Here is a 7,514-nt window from a genome sequence, read left to right as displayed (position 1 = left end):
CCAGTACTACACCGCCAAGGTCGCCGAGTGCTACGACAAGATCGAGCGCGGCGAGTCGGTGCCCGACACGCTGATGGCCGCGTTCATTCGCGCCGAGGACGAGGGTCAGCAGCTGACCAAGGAAGAGGTCGTCCTGTTCTGCATCACGTTGGTGGTCGCAGGCGCCGAGACCACCACCTACTTCCTGGGCAACCTGGTCGCCACGCTGGTCGAGCAGCCCGAGCTGTTCGACCTGCTGAAGAATGATCGCAAGCAGCTGCGTCCCTTCATGGAGGAAAGCCTGCGCCGCGACGGCCCGCCCCAGCGTTTGTTTCGCGTCGCGACCCGTGATTGCGAGCATGGCGGCGTGCAGATCAAGGAGGGGCAGTGGATCGCCTTCTTCATGGCGGCTGCCAACCGCGACCCCAGCGTGTTCCCGGATCCGGACAAGTTTGTGCTGGGCCGCCCCAACATCGGCAAGCACGTCACCTTCGGGCACGGCATCCACCACTGCCTCGGCTCGGTCGTGGCGCGGATGGAAGCCGAGAAGATGCTCGACGTCATCCTCGACAGCTGCAGCGGCATCGAGGCCGGCTCCAAGCCGATGAAGCGCCAGACCGGGGGGCTCCTGACCTACGGGCTGCAGTCGCTGCCGGTGGTGCTCAAGTCCTGAGCGCGGCCGCGCCCGACCCGCAGGAGCACAAGCCGATGATGCAGACAGACTCCTTCCGTCTGACGGTGGATGACGCCGTCGCGGAACTGGTGCTGACCCGTGGCGAGCAGCTCAACACCTTACGCGATGCGTTCTGGGGTGAGCTGTCCGATGCGCTGGAACAGCTTGATGCCACGCCCAGCGTGCGTGCGCTGGTGATCAAGGCCGAGGGGCCGCATTTCTGTGCGGGCATGGACCTGGATTTCTTCCGCGCCGTTCGCGAGAAGGAGCAGGCCGAGGCCGGTCGCTACCGTGAATGGCTGCGGCGCAAGATTCGCTATCTGCAAAAGCCGATGGACCAGCTGGAGGCGCTGCGCTTTCCGGTGATCGCCGCGACCCAGGGTGCCTGTATCGGCGCCGGGCTGGATCTGGTCTGCGCCGCCGACCTGCGACTTTGCGCGGCGGACGGTTTCTACGGCATTCATGAGATCAACGTCGGCATCACCGCCGATCTCGGCGTGCTGCAGCGCATGCCGACGCTGATCTCGCCCGCGGTGGTCGATGAGTTGGCGTTGACGGGCCGGCGTCTGCCCGCCGAGGAGGCGAAGGCAACAGGCTTCATCAGCCGGGTCGAGCCGACCATCGAGGCGCTGCACGCGGCGGCGGACGACATGGCCCGCCGGATCGCCGGACTGTCGCCGCTGGCCGTCGCCGGCACCAAGACCGCGCTGCGGCGCAATCGCCGCGCCCAGGTCAGCGATGGGCTGGATTACATGACGGTGTGGAACGCGGCGATGTTCGTCACCGACGACGTGCCGGAGGCCATCGCCGCCCAGCAGGGCAAGCGGGCCACGCGGTTCGAGGACCTGCTCGCATGAGTTCGGCCCAGCCGGTGGTGATCATCGGTGGCGGGCAGGCCGCGGCTCAGCTCGTCGGCAGCCTGCGCTCGCAGGGCTACACTGGTCGAATCACCCTGATCTGCGGCGAGAACACGCTGCCGTATCACCGGCCGCCATTGTCGAAGAAATACCTGCTGGGCCAGCTGCCGGTGGAAAAGCTGCTGATCCGCAAGCCCGAGTACTACCAGCGCCTGGATGTCCGGGTGATGCTCGGATGCCCGGTGAGCGCGATCGATCGGGCCGCGCGCAGCGTGGCGCTGGATGACGGCACGCAGGTGGATTATGGCCGCCTGGTCATCGCGACCGGAGGAAGGGCCCGCGGCCTGAGTCTGGTCCCGGAGCACATGACCGGCGTGCACCACCTCCGCTCGAAGGCCGACGCCGAGGCGCTGCGCGCCGACGTGTTTCCCGGCTGCCGGGTGGTGCTGGTCGGTGGCGGTTACGTCGGCCTGGAGGTCGCGGCGTCGCTGCGCATGCTGGGCTGCGAGGTCACGGTGCTGGAAGCACAGGACCGCGTGCTCGGCCGCTCGGCCGCGCCGCCCATCGCCGAACACCTGGTGGCCTGCCACACCCGCACCGGTGGCCGGATTCACTGCGGTCGCGGTGTTCGCGAGATCAGGGGTGGCGCCGCGTTCTCGGCGGTGGTGACCAGCGACGGCGAGGAGATCGCCGCGGACCGGCTGGTGGTCGGCATCGGCATGACGCCGAATTCGGAACTCGCCGAGGCGGCCGGACTGGCCTGCGAGAACGGCATCGTCGTTGATGAGAACTGCCGCACCAGTGATCCGGACATCCATGCCATCGGTGACGTCGCCTGCCGGTCGATCGGCGGCGACTGCCTGCGGCTGGAGTCCGTCGACAACGCCATCCAGACCGGGAACATCGTCGCCGCCGATATCGCTGGCGCCGACCGGCCCGCCGCGACCGCGCCGTGGTTCTGGTCCGACCAGTACGACACCAAGTTGCAGATGGTTGGTCTGGCGCCAGCGAACGCCCAATGGGTCGTCCGTCCGGGCGACGGTGACCGGCTGAGCTGCTTTTATCTTCGGGATGGCCGCGTGGCGGCCGCCCAGTGTCTCAACGCCGGCGGTGACTTCATGGTCGCCAAGCGCCTGGTCGCCGCCGGCCGATCAATTTGCCCTGAACAACTCACCGATTCCGCGATGGCACTGCGGGATCTGTGACGAACAAACCCGGAAACGAAAGACGATGAAGATCAACGTGACGGATCGGGCGGGAAACGCTCTGGTCCTGGATTGCGAAGAAGGCGACCGGCTGATGGACGTGCTGGCCGAGCTGGACCTCGTCGAGGCCACCTGTGGCGGGGAATGCTCCTGCGCCACCTGTCAGGTCTACGTGGACCCGGGCTGGCTGGCCAGATTGCCCGCCCGAGAGGAACTGGAGGTGGAACTGCTGGACGAGTTGCTCAACAGCAACGCGCAAAGCCGTCTCGCCTGCCAGATCAATCTTGAATCGGAGATGGATGGGCTGACGGTCACGATCGCCAGCGCCGAATAGAACAACAACCCCCGGAGGAGACCCGAGAGATGAGCACACCGGAAATTGACACGACCGTTGAGGTCTTCACCCGCTTTGGTAACAAGGATGTGCCGGCGATCGTGGAGCTGCTGGATGACGACGTGGTGATCGAGTTCTACGGTCCGGACGTGATTCCCTATGCCGGCACCTACAACGGCAAGACCGAGGCGGCGAACTTCTTCACCACGGTGTTGAGTTCGGTGGATATCCACCAGTTCGAGCCCGAGCAGTTCCTGAGCGATGGAAAGATGGTCACCGTGACCGGTCAGCTGCATCTGACCGCGCGGTCCACGGGGCGCGACATTCGGTCTGATTTCGCCCACGTCATCACCGTCGAGAACGGCAAGTGGGTTCGCTTCCGCGACTTCATGAACACCGCCGAGGCCGTGGCGGCATTCAGCGACTGAAACAGGCGGCCGCCGGCCGGTTGGCGGAACATTCCGCGAACCGCCGGTGGGCTGCCATGGGGCGGTCACGCCCTAATGGTGTCTTACGGACATAATTATCGATAGACACATTGTCGGTAAGTATGTAATCTGCCAGAGCACGGTCTGCATGACGGTTGGTAAAAAGCCGAACGACCGCGCGGCAAAAAAGAATTAGAACGCGTGTCCGCCCAACGGAACAGGGCTGAGCGCGAGTGATGCGGAGGAGACATGAGAAAGGGATTTTTCACCGCGGCATCCGTTTGCCTCGGCATGATGCTGAGTGCATCGGTGCAGGCGCAAAGCGAGTCGGATGAACTCGATGCCCTGTTCGGTCCGGCGGACAGCGAACCGGAAAGCGCGCGGGAGGCGGAGCAGCAGGACGCTGGCGCCGACTCCACGGCCGCCGAGGACGAGGCGCCTGCCGAAACCGCGGAAGCGGACACCGTTGACACCATTCCCGTCGTCGACCCCGACGCCGAAGACCCGGCTCCGGCAAAACGGCGTCCGAGCAGCCGCATCGTCGAGGAGGTCATCGTCACCGCGCAGAAACGCGAGGAGGACGTGCAGGACGTCCCGATCATGATCAACGCCTTCAGCGGCGAGAAGCTGGATGCGTTCGGCGTGGAATCCACGGCGGATCTGGCGAAGATCACGCCCGGGCTGACCTACACTTACACCTACGGCTACAGCGTCATCTACATCCGCGGTGTGGGTACCGACGCGTTTCTGCCCAACGCCGACCCCAGCGTCGCGACCTACATCGACGGCATCAACATCGGCCCCAGTCAGGGCAAGCAGGACACCCTTGGTCCGGTGGAGCGCGTCGAGGTGCTCAAGGGGCCGCAGGGCACGCTGTTCGGGCGCAACGCCACCGGTGGCGCGATCAACATCGTCACGGCCGACTCGCCCGACGAGTTCGTCGGCACGTTCAAGTCCTCGTTCGGCAACTACGATTCCCGCAAGTATCAGATCTATCTGGGCACTCCGCTGACTCAGTACGCGGGCGCCACGCTGGCACTGTTCCGGGAAAATCAGGAGTTGTTCGGCCGCAACGAGATCTTCGGCGAACCGGGTCCGATGAAGGAGGACTACGTCGAGGGCGGTCGCCTCAAGTTTCAGCTCTATCCGTCCGAGAATCTGTCGCTGACCCTGGTCGGGTCGATCAACGAGCAGTTCAACAGCAACTCGCTGTCACAGGAGAACACGCGCCCGGCACCGATCTTCGCCGGCGGCGTGCCCGCCGACGAGCCGGACCGGGTCTGGCACAACGACTACCAGGGCGGAAACCAGACGACCAACGAGTTGTTCGGCGCGACGCTGGAATGGCTGACCAGCCTCGCGGACATCAAGCTGATCTACTCGGACAACGATGCCTATGTCGACGAGGCGTCGTACGACCTGGATTCCACCGAAACCTCACAGGCGAAGTTCTACAGCAACGACCAGTTCAATCTGCAGAAGACCTATGAGCTCCAGTTCCTGTCCAATGCCACGTCGCCGTTCTCCGAGCACATGCAGTGGGTGGCGGGGCTTTACCGCCTGGAGGGCGAGGGCGGATTCGGCAGCCTGTATCTGAGCCTGAACGCCGCCGGCTTCGGCTCGAACGTGGTGGGCATTCCGCATCTGCTGGGGCGCCTGGACAACCTGCTGGGCACGAACCTGGGCGGAACCGTCAACGAGTTCATCAACGCGACGGGCGACATCGTGCTCGGGAACGGCGGGATCCTGACCACGGAGTCGAACGCCGCGTATTTCCAGACGACCATCTTCGCGGCGGACTGGCTGGATATCACGCTGGGACTGCGCTACCAGGAAGAAACCCGAGGCCTGATCAACAGCTATCTCGATGTCGTGCTGCCCACGGCAGGCGAGCCGCCGAACGAGTATTTCGACTCGCACAGCACCTCGCAGAACGTGCGCCTGTTCAATTTCGAGGTGCCCGATCTCGAGGATGAAACCTGGTCACCGAAACTGGCATTGCAGTTTCGCGTCAGCGACAACTTCCAGATCTTCGCGTCGGCGCAGCAGGCCTACAAGAGCCCGACCTACAACATCGTCAACTTCCTGACCGCGCCGGATGCGGTGGAACGCGAGACGGCGACGGCTTACGAACTGGGTTTCAAGTCGGACCTGTTCAACAACACGCTTCGCCTGAACGCCGCGGTGTTCCATACCCAGATCGACGGCCTGCTGACCGCGATCGTGTCGATCGGCTCGGGCGGCATCGTCACGTTCCGAAACGCCGGTGAGGCGGAGATCACCGGGGCCGAGTTCGATGCCGTGTGGCAGCCGATGCCCGATCTCAATCCGGGTCTGGCCATCGCCGCGGGCGCGACCTACCTGGATGCCAAGTACACGGACTATCCGAACGGGTCCGGTTACGACGACGACACCGGATTGTATTTCGGCGATGACAGTCTGCTTGGTGGCCCGGCCCGGGACTTCACCGGCAACGACATCGTCCGCACGCCGGATCTGACCAGCACGGTGTCCGTCAACCAGTTCATAGGTGGTGTCGCCGGTGGCGACTTCGAGATCGGGGTCGACTACTACTACAACAGCGGTTTCAACACGACGCCCCAGAACTCGCCGTTCTACGAGCAGCCCGCCTACGATCTGTGGAGCGGCCGCCTGTCGTACTTCTATCGCCCCTGGGGGCTGCAGCTGACGGCATTCGTCGAGAACGCCGCCGACCAGGACTACTACCAGTCCATCGTCCAGCAGGACTTCGGCCGCACCGTCACCTTCGCGCCGCCGCGTCTCTATGGCGTCCGCATGAAGTGGGACTTCGCCCGATAATTCGATGCGGTTATTCGAGATGCAGGGCACTCGAAGGGTATCGATCCGGGGGCTTGTCGCCGCGCTGGTCATCGTCGCGGGCACCGGTACGGTGTCCGCGGCGGAGCCCGCCGGTGACGCGTCGCTGGCGTCGGTGCTCGACCGGGTCCGCGGGGTCAACCATGCGTTGCCCGCCGAGCTGAGCGAGCGCGAGTCGCGGTTCGCCGAGAAACGGGACGAGGCGCTGGCGCAACTGAAGCAGGCCCGTGCCCGGATCGAGTCGGAGGAGGCGGAGGGCCGGCGCCTGGAGGGCCGGTTCGACGCCAACGCCACCGAGCTCGACGACAAGGCGTTGCTGCTCAAGGACAAGATCGGTGCGTTGAAGGAACTGTTCGGCGTGTTCCAGCAAAGCGCCTCCGATCTGATCGGTGCATTCAACGGGTCGGCGACCAGCATCCAGTATCCGGGCCGCGATGCCTGGCTGGAGGCCTTTGCCAACAGGATGAAGAGCGCCTCCGAGGTCTCGTCGGTCGACGACATCAAGGCGCTGTGGTTCGAGATGCAGCGGGAGATCACCGCGCGCGGCGACATCGTCACGCTGCGCGCACCGGTCCGCACGCCGGGCGGGGATGTGGTCGAGCGGGAGATCGTCCGCGTCGGTGGGTTCAACCTGATCACCGCCGAACCGGCCCCGGCATATCTGGCCTGGGATGCCGGCACCCAGCAGGTGCTGACGCTGGATCGCCAGCCCGCCGGGCCGTATCTCACACAGATCAATCGCTACCTCGGCGGTTCGGATGGGCTGGGGACGCTTAGCGTTGATCCGACCGGGGGCGTGCTGGTGTCGCTGCTGGCGGAGAAGCCCACGCTGTCCGAGCGGATCGACCAGGGTGCACTGGTCGGTTACATGATCCTGGGGCTGGGCGCGATCGCGCTGGTGCTGGCGGTGTTCAAGCTGCTGCACATTGGCTGGATCAGCCTTTTGATCGCCAGCCAGCGGCGGCGAATGAATACGCCGCGACGCTCCAACGCGCTGGGCCGTCTCGTACTGGTTTATCAGGACAGCCAGCGGGTCGATCCGGAGACCCTGCAACTGCGGTTGCATGATCAGCTTGCCAGGGAATCGGCCCGCATTCGTCGCTTCACGATCTTCCTGGCGATCATCGCCGCGGTGGCCCCGCTGATGGGTCTGCTGGGCACGGTGGTGGGCATGATCAACACCTTCCAGGCGATCACCCT

The 7,514-nt window shown here is 64.9% G+C and carries 7 protein-coding genes; all 7 read left to right on the top strand.

The features are described from left to right. Positions 1-652 (top strand): cytochrome P450 (locus tag ABNS06_RS16910; protein ID WP_348675784.1); only part of this gene is annotated, 652 nt, incomplete at its 5' end. Positions 653-687: 35 nt separating this feature from the next. Then, positions 688-1,509, top strand: a complete 822-nt coding sequence (locus tag ABNS06_RS16905) for an enoyl-CoA hydratase-related protein (protein ID WP_348675783.1) — start codon at positions 688-690, stop codon at positions 1,507-1,509. Next, the gene (locus ABNS06_RS16900; protein WP_348675782.1) at positions 1,506-2,714 is read left to right on the top strand and encodes an FAD-dependent oxidoreductase; all 1,209 of its coding nucleotides are present in this window, start codon (positions 1,506-1,508) and stop codon (positions 2,712-2,714) included. Before ABNS06_RS16905 ends, ABNS06_RS16900 begins: the two co-directional genes overlap by 4 nt. A gap of 25 nt (positions 2,715-2,739) precedes the next feature. After that, complete coding sequence (locus tag ABNS06_RS16895; protein WP_348675781.1) at positions 2,740-3,048, top strand: 2Fe-2S iron-sulfur cluster-binding protein; 309 nt, start codon at positions 2,740-2,742, stop codon at positions 3,046-3,048. A 29-nt stretch (positions 3,049-3,077) separates the two neighbouring features. Further along, the gene (locus tag ABNS06_RS16890; RefSeq protein WP_348675780.1) at positions 3,078-3,476 is read left to right on the top strand and encodes a nuclear transport factor 2 family protein; all 399 of its coding nucleotides are present in this window, start codon (positions 3,078-3,080) and stop codon (positions 3,474-3,476) included. Between the two features lie 249 nt (positions 3,477-3,725). Then, positions 3,726-6,296 (top strand): TonB-dependent receptor, encoded by a 2,571-nt coding sequence (locus tag ABNS06_RS16885; RefSeq protein ID WP_348675779.1) that lies wholly within the window; start codon positions 3,726-3,728, stop codon positions 6,294-6,296. A gap of 4 nt (positions 6,297-6,300) precedes the next feature. Beyond that, a partial coding sequence (locus tag ABNS06_RS16880; protein WP_348675778.1) for a MotA/TolQ/ExbB proton channel family protein occupies positions 6,301-7,514 on the top strand: 1,214 nt, incomplete at its 3' end.

This window comes from uncultured Abyssibacter sp. (genome assembly GCF_964000955.1).
GTDB lineage: Bacteria > Pseudomonadota > Gammaproteobacteria > Nevskiales > OUC007 > Abyssibacter.
This window is presented reverse-complemented; position numbering and strand designations above follow the sequence as displayed.